This is a genomic window from Pseudoalteromonas rhizosphaerae, from assembly GCF_028885455.1.
Classification (GTDB): Bacteria; Pseudomonadota; Gammaproteobacteria; order Enterobacterales; family Alteromonadaceae; genus Pseudoalteromonas; species Pseudoalteromonas rhizosphaerae.
This window is the reverse complement of sequence record NZ_CP118496.1, coordinates 999,152-1,012,724: the sequence shown is the minus strand read 5'-3', so window position 1 is coordinate 1,012,724 and position 13,573 is coordinate 999,152. Positions and strand designations below refer to the sequence as shown.

Annotated in this window: 12 protein-coding genes and 1 pseudogene; 6 read left to right on the top strand and 7 right to left on the bottom strand. The window is 41.0% G+C overall.

Going from position 1 to position 13,573, the window contains the following annotated elements; all coding sequences use genetic code 11:
- Positions 1–1,188 (top strand): vWA domain-containing protein, encoded by a 1,188-nt coding sequence (locus tag PVK79_RS04450; protein ID WP_257325385.1) that lies wholly within the window; start codon positions 1–3, stop codon positions 1,186–1,188.
- 32 nt (positions 1,189–1,220) lie between these two features.
- Here PVK79_RS04450 and PVK79_RS23465 read toward each other — a convergent pair.
- Both PVK79_RS23465 and PVK79_RS04445 read right to left on the bottom strand, forming a co-directional pair.
- Positions 1,221–1,421: pseudogene (locus PVK79_RS23465) on the bottom strand (helix-turn-helix domain-containing protein); the annotation flags it as partial.
- A 435-nt stretch (positions 1,422–1,856) separates the two neighbouring features.
- Positions 1,857–2,381, bottom strand: a complete 525-nt coding sequence (locus PVK79_RS04445; RefSeq protein ID WP_257325384.1) for a Spy/CpxP family protein refolding chaperone — start codon at positions 2,379–2,381, stop codon at positions 1,857–1,859.
- 172 nt (positions 2,382–2,553) lie between these two features.
- Between PVK79_RS04445 and PVK79_RS04440 the strand changes: the two genes are divergently transcribed.
- From PVK79_RS04440 to PVK79_RS04430, 3 genes are read left to right on the top strand one after another with little or no spacing between them, the layout of a single operon-like run.
- Positions 2,554–3,243, top strand: coding sequence for a response regulator (locus PVK79_RS04440; protein WP_149982148.1), 690 nt, complete (start codon positions 2,554–2,556; stop codon positions 3,241–3,243).
- Complete coding sequence (locus tag PVK79_RS04435; RefSeq protein ID WP_257325383.1) at positions 3,221–4,636, top strand: ATP-binding protein; 1,416 nt, start codon at positions 3,221–3,223, stop codon at positions 4,634–4,636. Before PVK79_RS04440 ends, PVK79_RS04435 begins: the two co-directional genes overlap by 23 nt.
- Before the next feature lie 11 nt (positions 4,637–4,647).
- Positions 4,648–5,592 carry an alpha/beta fold hydrolase gene (locus PVK79_RS04430; RefSeq protein ID WP_182758424.1) on the top strand — a complete coding sequence of 315 codons (945 nt, stop codon included), beginning with the start codon at positions 4,648–4,650 and terminating at the stop codon, positions 5,590–5,592.
- On the opposite strand, the gene PVK79_RS04425 is transcribed toward PVK79_RS04430, so the two are convergent.
- Positions 5,568–6,479: a cation diffusion facilitator family transporter gene (locus PVK79_RS04425; RefSeq protein WP_145235244.1), complete on the bottom strand. Its 912-nt coding sequence runs from the start codon at positions 6,477–6,479 to the stop codon at positions 5,568–5,570. The two genes, PVK79_RS04430 and PVK79_RS04425, sit on opposite strands and share 25 nt — an antisense overlap.
- A 108-nt stretch (positions 6,480–6,587) precedes the next feature.
- On the opposite strand from PVK79_RS04425, the gene trmL reads away from it, so the two are divergent.
- Together trmL and PVK79_RS04415 are read left to right on the top strand one after the other, a co-directional pair.
- Positions 6,588–7,052, top strand: a complete 465-nt coding sequence (gene trmL / locus PVK79_RS04420; protein ID WP_145235242.1) for a tRNA (uridine(34)/cytosine(34)/5-carboxymethylaminomethyluridine(34)-2'-O)-methyltransferase TrmL — start codon at positions 6,588–6,590, stop codon at positions 7,050–7,052.
- A 162-nt stretch (positions 7,053–7,214) separates the two neighbouring features.
- Positions 7,215–11,060: an EAL domain-containing protein gene (locus PVK79_RS04415; protein ID WP_257325382.1), complete on the top strand. Its 3,846-nt coding sequence runs from the start codon at positions 7,215–7,217 to the stop codon at positions 11,058–11,060.
- 73 nt (positions 11,061–11,133) lie between these two features.
- On the opposite strand, the gene gpsA is transcribed toward PVK79_RS04415, so the two are convergent.
- The 4 genes from gpsA to PVK79_RS04395 are packed head-to-tail and all read right to left on the bottom strand — an operon-like array spanning position 11,134 to position 13,392.
- On the bottom strand, positions 11,134–12,141 hold the full coding sequence (gene gpsA / locus PVK79_RS04410; protein WP_145235238.1) for an NAD(P)H-dependent glycerol-3-phosphate dehydrogenase: 1,008 nt from the start codon (positions 12,139–12,141) through the stop codon (positions 11,134–11,136).
- 3 nt (positions 12,142–12,144) lie between these two features.
- Positions 12,145–12,633, bottom strand: coding sequence for a protein-export chaperone SecB (gene secB / locus PVK79_RS04405; protein WP_145235236.1), 489 nt, complete (start codon positions 12,631–12,633; stop codon positions 12,145–12,147).
- Between the two features lie 38 nt (positions 12,634–12,671).
- Positions 12,672–12,929: a glutaredoxin 3 gene (grxC, locus tag PVK79_RS04400; protein WP_145235234.1), complete on the bottom strand. Its 258-nt coding sequence runs from the start codon at positions 12,927–12,929 to the stop codon at positions 12,672–12,674.
- Positions 12,930–12,960: 31 nt separating this feature from the next.
- Positions 12,961–13,392: a rhodanese-like domain-containing protein gene (locus PVK79_RS04395; RefSeq protein WP_145235231.1), complete on the bottom strand. Its 432-nt coding sequence runs from the start codon at positions 13,390–13,392 to the stop codon at positions 12,961–12,963.
- Positions 13,393–13,573 lie beyond the last annotated feature (181 nt).

Here is a 13,573-nt window from a genome sequence, read left to right as displayed (position 1 = left end):
ATGTTGGTTGCGTTTTTCTTCAAACTGCGTGAATACCGTTTACCTGTTAGTTTGCGCGAGCTGCTTGATTTGATCAACGCGCTAAAAAAAGGCGCGGTATTTGCCGATATTGACGGATTTTATTATTTAGCCCGTACCATAATGGTTAAAGACGAAACCCACTTTGACAGGTTTGATAAAGCGTTTGCTGATTACTTTAGCGGCATTGCCGATCTGGACTTACTCGAAAGCTTAAAACAGCAGCACAACTTACCTGAAGATTGGCTGCGCAAAGAGTTTGAAAAACACCTAACCGATGAAGAAAAAGCCCAGCTTAAAGCCATGGGCGGCCTTGATGAGCTAATGAAAACCCTCAAAGAGCGCCTAGAAGAACAACAAAAACGCCACGCTGGTGGCAATAAATGGGTGGGCACGGGTGGTACATCTCCATTTGGCGCGTATGGCTATAACCCTGAGGGCGTGCGCATTGGTCAAGACGGCAACCGCAATCGCCAAGCAGTAAAAGTATGGGATAAACGCGAATACCGTAACCTAGATTCCGATCGTGAAATTGGCTCACGCACCATTAAGCTCGCCCTTAAAAAACTGCGCAAGTTTGCTCGCACTGGCGCCAGTGACACCCTCGATTTAAACGAGACCATTCGCGCTACCGCCAAGCAAGGCGGCATGCTGGATGTAAAAATGGCACCAGAGCGCCACAACGCGGTAAAAGTATTGATGCTGTTTGATATTGGCGGCTCAATGGATGATTACATCCACACCTGTGAAGAATTATTTAGCGCCGCGCATAGCGAGTTTAAGCACTTAGAGTTTTACTACTTTCATAACTGCTTATACGAACATGTTTGGCAAGACAACCAACGCCGCCATTCCAACGTCATCGACACCATGACGCTGATCAACAAGTTCACCAGTGACTATAAAGTGATCTTTGTTGGCGACGCCACTATGGGCCCGTATGAAATCGCCTACCCCGGCGGCTCTGTTGAACACTACAACGAAGAGCCCGGCAGCGCATGGCTGACCCGCATTACCAATCACTTTGATAAAGTCGCCTGGCTCAACCCACAACCGGTTGAACACTGGCGTTACTACCAATCAATTGATTTTATCAAGCAGCTAATGAATAACCGCATGTACCCGCTGAGTTTAGATGGCATAAGTAATGCGATAAAAGAGCTAACATAGGTGCTAGATTATAAGGGCTAGGAAAACTAACTCTACAACTCAGCTATATGATTCAATGTTTCTGGATAACGCTGCACCAGTTTTAGTAAAGTAATTGCTTGCCCATTAGGAACACTGCGCCCCTGCTCCCAGTTTTCAAGCGCTCTTGCTGAGGTACGTAATAAGTTTGCAAATACTCAGCGCGACATATTAAATGCTTCGCGAATATTGATAATTTCATCGGGTGAAATGGCGGGCTTATTTGCATCACTCACTGCATGGCGCTAAACGAGCTTGCCTTGTGCATGCGCTTAAATGTATGCAAATTACGTACACTTATCAAATTAACACTATGACGCGATATAAAATCGCTGCTACGAGATGGGTGATATTTCGTAGGCGCGGGTTTACCCCGCGCAATTAAAATTTATTCACAAAGAGGTTATGAGGCGCTGCGCTTTTAGAGAAGTAATTGTAAAAATAGGGGCTAGGTGCTGGGATGTACTCGGAGCTCATTGCTCGAGGCCCGTGGCATTTTTTCTTAAATAACATAATCCTCTTTAAGCTTACTCATCCCTCGAAAAGCACTATAACGCGATATAAAATCGCTGCTACATGGGTCGTTAAAAAAGAAAAGCGCGGGATCTCTCCCGCGCTTCATTTTTTGCTTTAGTAATTTTGCTAATTACTTAGCTTGCCGTTTGTTCGTCACGGCTGCGTTTTTTGTCACCTTTTTTACGCATGTGCTTTTTAATTTCTTGGTACTTTTCACGTTGTTCAGCATTTAATACTTGCCATACTTGATGCTGCGTTTTTAGGTTAATTAAGCCAAATTGCTCGCCTTTGGTTTGGCGCTGCGCTAATAACTCTTTTGCTGCGGCTTCATCAAAGGTTGGCATATCTAACAATGCTTGCATTTGTGCCTTATGTGCAGCACGCTCTTGCTTCATGGCCTGTTTATCGTTGCCACGTAGCGCTTTAAATTGTGCTTTTTGCGCATCAAAAATGCTTTTTAACTGAGTTTGTTGTTGCTCAGTTAAATCAAGCTTTTTAACGCCACGCTCAGAGAGTAAAAAGCGCGCTTGTTTATGCTGTTGAGAATGGCCTGGTTTATGATCCATGCCCTCTTTTGCTATTACGGCGCCAGTGCCTAATGTTGCTGTCGCTAATCCACAAATTAATACTAGTTTAGAAACTTTACTTGAAATAGTCATAATCATTACCTTTGAGTTGCTTGTAACTTAGTGTCTGTTCAGTTGTTATATTCACTATAACTAACCAAGTGCAAAGCAACGCAAAGCAATGTAAAGGTTGTGTAAAGGTTCACTTTTAAGTGCGTTAAGGCGTAAAATGAAGTTATTCCAGCGTAGTTAAGGTGAGCAAATAATGAAGCTATTAATGATTGATGATGATACCGGTTTATGTGAATTACTCTCGGAGTACTTAACTGCGCAAGGTTTTCAAATAGAATGTGCCCATGATGGCGAACAAGGCTTAAAACAAGCGCTTGAGCAAGAGTATGCATTAATTTTACTCGATGTTATGTTACCGAAACTAGATGGCTTTGAAGTATTAAAACAGCTTAGGCAAACAAAATTAACGCCGGTGATCATGCTAACCGCCAAAGGTGAAGACTTTGACCGTATTTTTGGTCTTGAACTAGGCGCTGATGATTACATTCCTAAACCATTTAATCATCGTGAATTACTCGCGCGGGTTAAAGCGATTACTCGTCGTATAGAACATATTACTAGCCTAGCAAATACCAGCAGTAATAAGTTAACCGTTAATAATATTGTTATAAATTTAGCTGCCCGCGAAGCGTATGTAGATGAACACCCGCTAAGCCTCACCGGTACTGAATATGAAGTACTTGCCTTACTGGTTAAACATGCAGGTGAAGTAGTCAGTAAAGAGCAAATAAGTGAAGAGGTGCTCGGTAGACGCCTAGCCTCTTTTGACCGCTCAATTGATATGCATGTGAGTAATATTCGTAAAAAAATTGCCGAGTTCAACAATGCAGAACGAATAAAAACCATGCGAGGGACTGGTTATGTCTTTATCCAAGGAGAGTAATAAAACTCTATTCCCCTGGTTAAAAAACCCTCAGCACTTTTTGTTTTTTAAGATTTTTGCTTGGTTTTGGCTAACAATTATAGGCACCATTACTACTTTGGTGTTTTTAAGTAACATTGCGACTAATCAAGTTAGTAATGAAGACTTGCGTGGGCCAATGAAAAAAAACCTGCAATACACAGCCAAAAATATTGAACGCATAATTGAAAAACACAATAAACCAGCGGCCGAAATTTTAACTCATCCGCGGCTTGCAAAACAAAAGTTACTATATTTAAATTCAGATCAGCCAGATCATTCTATCAGTAGCAGAGTACCATCAAGTGAGATTGATTTAAGTTTACTTAATTTCACTAAAAACATGCCGCCACAAATTATTTTTACCGAGTATTATCAAGCATTCGGACCGATAAAAATAAACCTTCCTGAGGGGCAATTTTACCTATACGAAATTGATGAGAATCATCAACCACCTTTTTTTATACGGTTAAAGCTGATGCCGATTTGGCTAAAAGTGATCATTGCTTTACTAGCTTCATTAACTTTAAGTTTTATATTTAGTCGTAACCTAATTGCTCCTATTAATCACTTAAAGCAAGCTGCAATTAAGCTCTCTGACGGCGATTTAACCGCGCGCGCTGAAATTGATCCAAACAGGCAAGATGAACTGGGCGTACTTGGCCGCGACTTTAATAGTATGGCAAGTCAGTTAGAGCAACTGATTTCTGCACAAAAGCGCTTATTGGCTGATATATCTCACGAGTTGCGTTCCCCCCTAACTCGCCTTAAAATGGCTACGGGTCTTGCGCAAATGCAGACCCCAGAAGAAAACCAAACCTATTTATTACGCATTGAAAAAGAAGCAAATCAGCTCGATAAAATGATCGCTGATGTGCTGCAAGTATCGCGCTTAGAGGCGAAAAGTCAGGCGCTATCGCTGCATCAACAATCCTTACAGATCATTATTGATCATGTTTTGAATGATGCGCAATTTGAAGCTAAACAGACCAATAAGCAATTAATTATAAATGGTCAACTCAATGTTGATATTTATTGTGACGAGAGTCTCATTGCCAGTGCGCTAGAGAATGTTTTACGCAACGCAATAAAATATGCAGAGCAAACAATCACCCTAACATTGAGTTTAAGTGATGCTATTTATATAGAGATCAGTGATGATGGGCCGGGCGTCGAACCGCAAAATTTAGGCAAATTATGTGAGCCTTTTTTCCGCCAATCTGATGCACGAGACAGAACTAGCGGCGGCACAGGACTTGGCTTAGCGATTGCTAAAAATGCAATTGTCGCCCATTCTGGCAGTTTAACGCTGCATAATAAACAACCAAGCGGGTTATGTGTGCGTATCGCCTTACCTCTGGATAAAAAAAAATAATCATGGCCATTATGTTTTACAGCACAGAGCAAAACTTACTTACCCAACAACCTGAGATAACGCAGTTTTTTCAGCAGCAGTTGCACAAAGCGCAGCTGACTACCGATAATGGCGATTTATATTATGGCTATGTGATACCTGAGCATGCCAAAGCCGCTATTGTTATTTGCTCTGGACGTATTGAAGGATTAGATAAATACCAAGAGCTAATCTGGGAGTTATATAAAAATAACTATGCGGTGTTTATTATTGATCATCAAGGACAAGGCCGTTCTTATCGCGCTTTAGCCAATCCTCATAAAGGTTTTGTTAATAAATTTAGTGATTATGCTGATGATTTAGCACTGTTTGACCGTCTAATTGTCAGTAAACTCTACCAAGGCAAAAAAGTCATCCTAGGGCATTCAATGGGCGGCGCGATTGCCTTTGATTTCCTGACCCGGTTTGAACATAACTACAGTGGGGTATTTTTGTCTTCGCCCATGTTTGATATTTTCACTAAAGGTACTCCCAAACCACTGGCTAAACTTGCCGCCCGTGCTGCCTGTTTGTTTGGTTTTAATAAACACTATGCGTTTGGCCAAGCAGATTACCTGCCTGATGAATTCGCACAGAATGACCTTACCAGTAGCGAAACTCGCTATGATTTATTTAGACAAACCTACCAAACGGATAGCGCGCTACAATTAGGCGGGGTGACTTACGGCTGGTTGAATGAAGCTTTTGGCTTTATGGCAACTCTTGAAAAACAACAGCTATCGATTCCACTTTTTGTAGCCAGTGCTGAGAATGATACTGTGGTTGATAACCAAGCCCAATTAGCCTTAGTTCACCGTCAAAGTAATGCTATTTTACAAACATTTGCGAATGCTAAGCACGAGTTACTATTTGAACAAGACACCATTCGCAAAGCTGTGCTTAGCCGTTTTTATCAGTTTTGTGATTCATTAACTTGAGCGCGGCTATTACTCAATGACATTGGATCTTGATGGATCAAAATATCCATTTCACAATTAAATTCTTGTTGGATCATCGCCACTACTTCATCCGCTACATAATGAGCACGGATCAAGGGGAGTTGATCTTCAAGCTCTAAATGCATTTGAATAAACTTAACTTTACCACCTTGTCGCGTGCGTACGTCATGTACGCCAAATACATCGTTATGGCTGTTAGCGATTGATATAATACTGGCTTTTTCGTCCTCAGGTAGCTCTTTATCCATTAAATGGTCAGCGCTTTGCCTAGCAATATCCCAACTGTTATAAAGCAAATAACCTGCAACACCAATGGCAAAAATAGGATCCGCGTACAGCATGTCATTTTGCGCAAGCAGTATGGCCAGCAGTACTGCTGCATTTAAAATTATATCGCCTTTGTAATGCACAGAGTCTGCTTTAACTGCAATGGACTCGGTATGCTTAATGACTTGAGTTTGTACATAAACCACCACTAAGGTGCAAGCAATCGCAAATAGACTAACCCATACCCCGAGCATTGAATGACTTAGTACCACAGGATTAAATAATCGCTCTATACCATGAAACGCCAATAAACAACCAGAGCCTGCAATAAATGCCGCTTGCCCTAAACCCGCCAAGGCTTCGGCTTTACCATGGCCAAAACGATGATCGTCATCAGCTGGGCGCAGTGCATAAAAGAGCACCATAAAACTCATTGCTGAAGCGGTAATATCCATCAAAGAATCGGTGAGTGATCCGAGCATAGAGGCAGAGCCAGACGCAAGCCATGCCCAACATTTAGCAGCAATCATTAAACTCACCATCACCATAGTGACCACACTTGCTGTTTTTACCCAAAACTCATAACTGCGCTGATGCACGTTTTTGCCTATGCTTAAAGTGTTTACTTAAAATGAGTATATCATTTTTTTTATCTGTTTCGTGTATACTCTCGAACGTCAAAATGTAGATCACCAATAAGGCTCGTTATGCTTGATATCGTTTTATACCAACCTGAAATTCCACCTAACACAGGGAATATTATTCGCCTGTGTGCAAATACGGGCTATGCTTTGCATTTAATCGAGCCTTTGGGCTTTGAGTGGGACGATAAGCGCGTGAAAAGAGCTGGCCTTGATTACCATGAATTTAGCCATGTGCAACGCCATCCGTCATTTGCAGCTTACTTAGAAAAATGCCAACCTAAAAAAGTATATGCATGTACCACTAAAGGCAGTCAATTTCACCATCAAGCGAGTTATGAAGCAGGTGATTGTTTAGTGTTTGGCCCAGAAACCCGGGGCTTACCAGATGATTTAATTCAATCACTACCTAATGAACAACGTGTGCGTATTCCTATGCAAGCTAACAGTAGAAGCATGAACTTATCTAACGCAGTGGCTGTTTTTGTTTATGAATCATGGCGTCAGTTAGGCTTTCCTAACGCGCAGTAAATTATATTAAAATGCGCCTATATCGTTGGGCGCCTTGTTTTATAATCACCATTATAATTTAGCACTACATATAGCAATAAATTTGCTTAGAGTGGATTCGCATTATTTCTATTCCTACACTATTCTAAATAAGTTCTTTTTAAACTGATTCAATGGATTGTAATGCGTTTTTTCCTTCAAATATGCTGTTTTATTAGCATTTTATCTATTGTAAATGCAAACGCGAGTGTAGCTGAATTAAATGCGAATGAACTTTCGCTACCCGCCATTAATGACTTTACTCAAGACCCGAGTAATGCGTTTTGGCTCGCTACCAATAAAGGGCTGTTTAATTACGACTCGGTGCATCTTTTTAGTGGCCAAGCACCACCTTTTTCATCATTTGCGAATCAAGCCATTTTACAAGTAGCTACTTATAAATCCTGGTTATTAATTAGCACTGAGCAAGGGCTGAGTTTAATCAACTTAATTAACAACCAGTTAATTCAACTAACAGCAACACCGCTAAAACAGCCGATATTAACCACCGAGCTCGGCTTTTACTTTCTGTACCAAGGTCAGATCCACACTATAAAAGACGAAAAAATCTATTCTCCATTCGCCTTTTCAGAGCAGATCGTCGAACTCGCATTGGGATTTAACAACAGCCTATGGCTACATTCAGGTAGTAATTTAGTTAGTCACTTTGATTTAGCAAGTAATGCAATTACAGCTCAGCTTATCGTCCCCGCACCTATCGCGCAGTTAAGTCCAAGTCAAACCTCAGCAGCGATCCTTATCAATACCAATAGCGACCAACATTACCTGTTTAACAACGCGCACTCTATGCAAGAAATAAAACTCCAGCATGCGCATGTTCAACAACTAAATTACTTTGATGATCAGCTCTATTTTTTGTATAAAAATCGCGCTTATAAACATGATTTAACGACCAAAAACACGAATCCTTTGTTTTATAGTGCTCCTGCACGCTTTTTATCAATTAAACAAAACAACCAACAACTGTGGCTGCAAACTGCCACTAAAAGCTGGCTAAAGCTCCCTGCAATGCAAATTATCACAACCCCTATCACCGATAATCCTGCTCCGCGTATGCAGCAATACTTTGACATGTTGGAACAGTTAGGTAATTTTACACAACATAAAAAAATTATTACCATCGCTTATCTGCGCGAAGACAAATGGGCTGTTGCAACCGACACTGGTTTATATTTATACAGTGCCCGCAACCTCACTTTTGATTTATTGATAAAGGATCAAGTTGCTGCGCTGCATTCAACTGCCCCAACAACACTGTGGGTAGCAACCAAAAAACAATTAATAAAATATGATTTTGCGACGCAGCAACAAAGCCAAACACTACCAATTAGTAACATTAATGCTTTAACATCCCTTAATGACGAGCAATATCTCGCAAGTAATGGTGAGCAATTATTTTATATTGCTAAACAACAGCTCACCGCCCTTGAGCTTGAAACTGAAGCCCTCGGGCAGATCAACGCTATGTATTATCAACGCAACTCTTCAAGGCTTTGGCTTGCGACAAGTAACGGCTTATGGCAGAGCCAATGGCAAGCACCTGAAAATTCTCAGCAAATAACACTTGAGATAAATTTTGATAAAGTAAGTACATTTAACACCACAGCCATTTACGAAGCACCACAAAATGCTTTGTGGATAGTTGATTCTCAAGCGATAAAACTCTACAAACCCAGCACTAACCTATGGGTTGAAAATGCCACTCATAGTATTGCCGCTTATATTGATGATTCTATTAATTATGAGCAACTTCCAAAATCACTCTTTAGCGTTAGCTACCGTGATAAAATAATGTTGTTTGCGCCAACGGGTAATACTTTATTAGAAGTGCATTCAACACAAGTACCACCTCAAAACAGCTCTTTTTTAATCAGTCATCTGACTTTACACTATCAAGATCAAGACCAAGACTATTACCACTTAGCAACCAACGCAGTAAATACCAGCCAACCGCTAAAAGGCATCTCTGTTTGGTTTAGCAGTAATAGCCCCTTACCTATGCGGCTCAATTACCGGCTTGATCCCAATGGCGATTGGCTAGCACTGCCAAATGCTCAGACCATGCTGTCTCTGGCTAGTAATGCAAAGAATATTTATCTTGAAGTTAAAAACCTTAATCAAGTAAATAACGAGCCGTTAGTGTTAATGATTAAACAAACGGCTTTTGCCTTCCCTCACTGGATCAACCACCTCGTTTTAGCGGCTATTTTTGCTATTTTACTGCTGTTAATTGTTTATAGATTAAAAAGTGGTGCTAAGCATAATTTGGTCAACGCGTTAATGACGCAATCAAAAGATGCCATTTGGATCGCCAATGAGCAGTTTCAAATCACGAACATAAACCAAGCATTTACAACTATTTGTGGCTTTACTCTTGCTGATGTAGTGGGTAAAAAACCAAAAGCATTTACTGTAAACGGTCGTGATAAAAAATTAGAAAGCCTCATTTATAATGATCTAGAGGTTGATGGTTATTGGTCTGGTGAAATTTGGAATGTGCGTAAAGACGGGCAACCCTATGCCTTAGATTTATCGATAACGAAAGTAAAAACCCCTAACCTACGTACTAGTAGCGCGCATTATATTGGGTTATTTTCAGATGTAACTGCACGTAAGAATAATGAACGTGCGATGCTTAAATTAACCACTCGAGATTCTGTCACTGGGCTCTCCAATCGCACTATTTTTATTGAATCTGTAAATAAGGCAATTGCCAGCTGTAATAACAACTTCCCTAATTTACTGATTATTTTTATAGATTTAGACAATTTCAATAAAATTAACGAATCCCTTGGTCACGCAATCGGTGATGAACTATTAAAAGAAGTTGCGGGCAGACTCACTCGTAATCTTGATTCTGGTTATACCTTGGCCCGCTTAGGGGGAGATGAATTTGCTATACTCGTACCGCCCTATTTATATTCAGGCATGTCCGTCTTTTTCGCCAAAAAACTGGCCGATAATATTCTTAAACAATTCCAAACACCGTTTATGCTTGAAGGTATAGAGAGCTTTATTTCTGCCTGTTGTGGTATCGCCGGGTACCCAGAAAACGGTTATAACAGCGAAGCACTGATGCGCAGCGCCAACAGTGCGCTTAATCACGCTAAAAAGATGGGTCATAATAATTATCAATTTTTTGATAAATCTAAACACACAATTGATATGAATGAACTTAGTAAAGAAAGCGCACTTTTTCGGGCAATCGAACATCAGGACTTTCAATTATTTTACCAAGTAAAATATAACGCAGATAAAGATCAAATACATAGTTTTGAAGCCTTAGTGCGTTGGCCGCAAGTTGATGGCAGCATCATTAGCCCGGCTGAATTTATCCCCCTTGCAGAACAAAATGGCGCAATTATTCCACTCACTTTATTGCTAATGAAGCAGCTATTTAAACAACTAGAGTTATGGCGTAATGAAGGAGTAAGTTTTGGTAAAGTGGCAATTAATATTTCGGCTCTGCACTTTCAGCAAAGTAGTTTAGTCGAAACCCTCACTGAATGTTTAACAAACTATGATGTGCCTGCACGCTGTGTTGAGTTAGAAATAACCGAAAGTGCCATGATGGATAACCCTGAATTTGCCCAACAGCAAATGAACCGCTTAAAAGCACTTGGCTTTACCATTGCGCTGGATGACTTTGGTACTGGTCATTCATCATTGGGTTATTTAAAACGTTTTCCAATCGATACTTTAAAAATTGATCGCTCTTTTATTAAAGATATTGTCGATAGTGAGCAGGATCGTAATATTACCGCGACAATTATTCGCCTCGCTAAATACTTACATATCGATGTTGTTGCCGAAGGAGTTGAAACTAAAGAGCAGGCTTATATGCTGCATGTTATGGGCTGTAATACGATGCAAGGCTATTATTATAGTCGTCCGCTTTGTGCTGAAAAAGTAGCTACTTATCTCGAAAAAAACAACCTGAGAAAACAATCTAATTTGATGAATGACTAAGTACCGTGTTAGTTATTAGATTAACTGCCAGCGTTTATACAAACCCATAAACGCTGGCAGCTACAAGCCACTGTTACTCTGATTTTTGCTCGCGACCTAATAAAGCCATCGCGGCTTCTTTCACGTCTTTATTTTCATAAAGTACCTGATAGATTTGCTCAGTGATCGGCATTTCAATACCAGTACGTTGTGCAAGTAAATAGACTTCTTTGGTGTTGCGATAACCTTCGACCACTTGACCAATTGATGCTATCGCCTGCTCTACCTTTTCACCTTTACCCAGTGCTAAACCAAAACGACGGTTACGAGACTGATTATCGGTGCACGTTAGGATCAAATCCCCCAGCCCAGCCATGCCCATAAAGGTTTCTGACTTAGCACCAAGCGCGCAGCCTAACCGGCATAACTCAGCTAAACCACGGGTGATCAATGCTGTCCGCGCATTAGCACCAAAACCAAAGCCGTCAGACATACCAGCGCCAATCGCAATCACATTTTTAACCGCACCACCGAGCTGAATACCAATAAAATCATTATTGTTATAGACCCTAAATGAGCGACCACAATGCAATAGTTCAGCTAACTGTTTTGCAAAGGCTGTTGATGTTGACGACACTGAAATTGCAGTAGGTAAACCCATCGCCATTTCTTTAGCAAAGGTAGGGCCTGATACGACTGCCAGTGGCACATCATCACCTAATTCTTGCTGGGCAACTTCTTGCAAAAGTCGGCCTGTATCTGGTTCAAGCCCTTTGGTGGCCCATGCAACTTGTGCCCCTTCAAGTAATGAAGGCTTAATTTGCTGTAGCGTATCGCCAAATGCATGACTTGGCACAACAACCAAGATCACTTGGCTTGCAGTTACTGCGGTGTGTAAGTCGGCTTCAAGGTGTAAAGTGTCAGGAAAAGTGACATCAGGTAGGTAACGTTGATTTTTCCGCTCAGCTGCAAGCGTGGCAACGTCATCGCTATTGCGACCCCAAAGTGTCACTTGGTGACCGTTTCGGGCTAAACAAATAGCAAGGGCGGTGCCATAAGACCCCGCCCCTAATACAGTAACAGCTGAATTGGCTGTACTCATAAATTATGCGTCTGCAGTTGCCTGTTCAGCTTGCGCTGCACGTTGCTGCATGTATTGAGCGAATAACGCATCAAAGTTCACAGGTGCAAGATTAAGCTGTGGGAATGTACCACGGTTAACTAAATTAGATACCGCTTCACGTGCGTACGGGAACAATACGTTCGGGCAGAATGCGCCAAGCATATGTGCAAGTTGTACTTCTTCAACTTCAGCGATAGTGAAGATACCAGCTTGTTGAATTTCACATAAAAAAGCTGTTTCTTCACCGATAGAAGCAGTAACAGTCAGTGCTAATACTACTTCAAACACGCCTTCGTCTAATTTATTAGAACGTGTATCAAGGTCAAGCTTAACTTCTGGTGTCCATTCTTTTTGGAAAATAGCAGGTGAATTAGGCGTTTCAAAAGACACGTCTTTTGTGTAAATACGTTGGATCGTAAATTGTGCGCCAGTTTCTTCTTGTGCTGCTACGTTCTGATTTTCTTCGTTCATGATAATTCCTAACTTTTAATCGTTTTTATAATAAATGCTTAAGCGTTTAACTTAGCGTCAAGTTTGCCTTGGGCTTCAATCGCCATCATGTCGTCACAACCGCCGATATGCTCATCATTAATAAAAATTTGCGGTACTGTGCTCGCGCCACCTGCTTTGGCGATCATTTCGTCACGTAATTCAGGCTGTACACCAATGTCGATATTTGTAAATTGCACACCTTTATTTGTTAGCAACGCTAAAGCACGCTGACAAAAAGGGCAATACGCTTTGGTATAAAGAACAACATTACTCATAACAATTCCTCTATCGGCCTAACTAACTTAATTAGCGACCTGTTGTCGTTGGTAGACCAGCACTTTGCCATGCACCCATACCACCAGATAAAACATAAACTGATTCAAAACCAGCTTTATGCATAGCAGTTGCGATACCTGAGGCTGTCATGCCTGTGGTACATACCAATATAATGGGTTTACTCTTAGACTTTTCAAGGCTTGAGAAGTCAGATTGTTTCGCTTTTTCAGAGCTAAGGTGCTCAGCGCCTGCAATACGGCCATTATTAAATTCTTTTTGTGCGCGTATATCTACAACGACACCGTCTTCACGGTTAATTAATAATGTTAATTGTTGCGGATTTATTTGACGAATTGCTGAAAACTTACTTTTAAACCAGCCGCCCACGATGAGTGCTACTAAAGCAACCCAAGCTAAACTTAATATCGGATGATTACCGACAAATTCAATATATTGATCCATGCGTCTTCCACTATGAAAATTGTCCCGCGCCTTTAGCACTGGGGTTAAACGTAAGGGTAATGCCCTAGCCACGCAAGTATACGTGCTTGATTAGAAATTACCAGAGAGTGAAATATTTTAATATGCCCTTTTGATTGCTGATCATAACCACAAAACACGGTATGCTAAGGCTAAGCAGGAG

Bases quoted from the DNA above. Each gene is read 5' to 3' on its own strand.
- trmL (WP_145235242.1), top strand. From the start codon at position 6,588: ATGCTTGATATCGTTTTATACCAACCTGAAATTCCACCTAACACAGGG.
- PVK79_RS04415 (WP_257325382.1), top strand. From the start codon at position 7,215: ATGCGTTTTTTCCTTCAAATATGCTGTTTTATTAGCATTTTATCTATT.
- secB (WP_145235236.1), bottom strand. From the start codon at position 12,633: ATGAACGAAGAAAATCAGAACGTAGCAGCACAAGAAGAAACTGGCGCA.
- gpsA (WP_145235238.1), bottom strand. From the start codon at position 12,141: ATGAGTACAGCCAATTCAGCTGTTACTGTATTAGGGGCGGGGTCTTAT.
- PVK79_RS04430 (WP_182758424.1), top strand. From the start codon at position 4,648: ATGTTTTACAGCACAGAGCAAAACTTACTTACCCAACAACCTGAGATA.
- PVK79_RS04445 (WP_257325384.1), bottom strand. From the start codon at position 2,381: ATGACTATTTCAAGTAAAGTTTCTAAACTAGTATTAATTTGTGGATTA.
- PVK79_RS04450 (WP_257325385.1), top strand. From the start codon at position 1: ATGTTGGTTGCGTTTTTCTTCAAACTGCGTGAATACCGTTTACCTGTT.
- PVK79_RS04395 (WP_145235231.1), bottom strand. From the start codon at position 13,392: ATGGATCAATATATTGAATTTGTCGGTAATCATCCGATATTAAGTTTA.
- PVK79_RS04440 (WP_149982148.1), top strand. From the start codon at position 2,554: ATGAAGCTATTAATGATTGATGATGATACCGGTTTATGTGAATTACTC.
- PVK79_RS04435 (WP_257325383.1), top strand. From the start codon at position 3,221: ATGTCTTTATCCAAGGAGAGTAATAAAACTCTATTCCCCTGGTTAAAA.
- grxC (WP_145235234.1), bottom strand. From the start codon at position 12,929: ATGAGTAATGTTGTTCTTTATACCAAAGCGTATTGCCCTTTTTGTCAG.